This is a genomic window from Vibrio sp. YT-17, from assembly GCF_033337375.1.
Classification (GTDB): domain Bacteria; phylum Pseudomonadota; class Gammaproteobacteria; order Enterobacterales; family Vibrionaceae; genus Vibrio; species Vibrio alginolyticus.
Genome location: NZ_JAWOQP010000149.1, coordinates 1 through 1,170, shown reverse-complemented (window position 1 = coordinate 1,170; position 1,170 = coordinate 1). Strand labels below are relative to the sequence as shown.

The window sequence follows — 1,170 nt, the reverse complement described above, 5'->3', positions numbered from 1 at the left end:
AATTCAGGAAATAGGGTGAAAACCAAGACAGGAAGTAAAGCTGCGCCAATGTTTGCGCGACAAGCCCATCGACTTAAATTGCGCAGTTTATCCAGCTTTCCCTCTTTAAAAAGAGAGGCGAACATTGGGGCAACAACGAAGTTAATGGTAATCAGTACAAAGCCAATCAGTAGCGATGTTCGTTGCGCTGCTGCTAACAATCCTAGCTCCGTGGTAGAAATAAAAAAACCAGCAATAACAATGCTTCCCCATTGGAGGATATTGGTGAAAATGCTGCCAATCCACACTTGCTTCGCAGAGGAAATCAGTTCGATATTTGTTGTCGGGGTCGGCTTTTGATATTGACCAGAGCTAAACCATTTAGTCGTTGAAGCAATACCGACGATCAGACTCGCCAGCAGCAATGCCGCCATTAGGCTGTTGATGTTTTGTAAGTGCAGTGTGCTCAGGCCAATAATGAACAAAACCATGAGCACACTGACGCCGAGTTGAAGCGCGAATAGGGATGGCACCACCATTTTACTTGCTTGTAAAACACGGCTGTTGGTTTGTCCTAATACGAGGAAAGGTACGCACATCAGCGCGAGCGTAATCGCCACTATTGGACTGTTGGTTTGATTCAGTTGATTTGGAAAAAGGTAAAAGCCGACAAATAGAGTAACGGCAGCCACGAAACAAAATGTGATGCTGCGAGTTAAAGCCGTCCAATAGTTGTCACTTTGCTGTTGAATATCTCTGTTGCTAAACGCGATAGCGTTGAATCGGACTAAAGCAACGTCAAAGCCTCGCTGAGAAATAATGGCTGTGAGCGATACGAGATTGAACAAGAAGAAAAACTGACCTGAAGTGGATGCATCGGTTGTGCGCGACACGATGAGCGTAAGCAAAAAGGCAAATAAAGCACTGAAAACTCGCGTGATTGCCGTTTTCATGCCGAGTGACAGCAAGTTCTTTTTGCCACTCGGCATAAGTAGCAGTTTTTGTTGAATGGCTTGAAACATTCTATTTCTCTAACTGTAAATGTTGTTTAGAGCGAGGCGTTGTTTTTCTTCACTGAACGTCTCATTCAACTCGGTGGTGTATTGGCGAAAATCAATGTCATCATAGTGATTGATGCAATGTGTCATTTGCTTTGCCATGTCTTCCGGTGTTTGCGCCAAAAAAGGATAG

General features: G+C 44.3%; 1 protein-coding gene and 1 pseudogene. Both read right to left on the bottom strand.

Going from position 1 to position 1,170, the window contains the following annotated elements:
• Positions 1-1,001: oligosaccharide flippase family protein (locus tag R7F67_RS24560; protein ID WP_318057505.1), on the bottom strand; the 1,001-nt coding region annotated here is incomplete at its 3' end.
• 9 nt (positions 1,002-1,010) lie between these two features.
• A pseudogene (locus R7F67_RS24555) lies at positions 1,011-1,170 on the bottom strand (capsular biosynthesis protein); the annotation flags it as partial.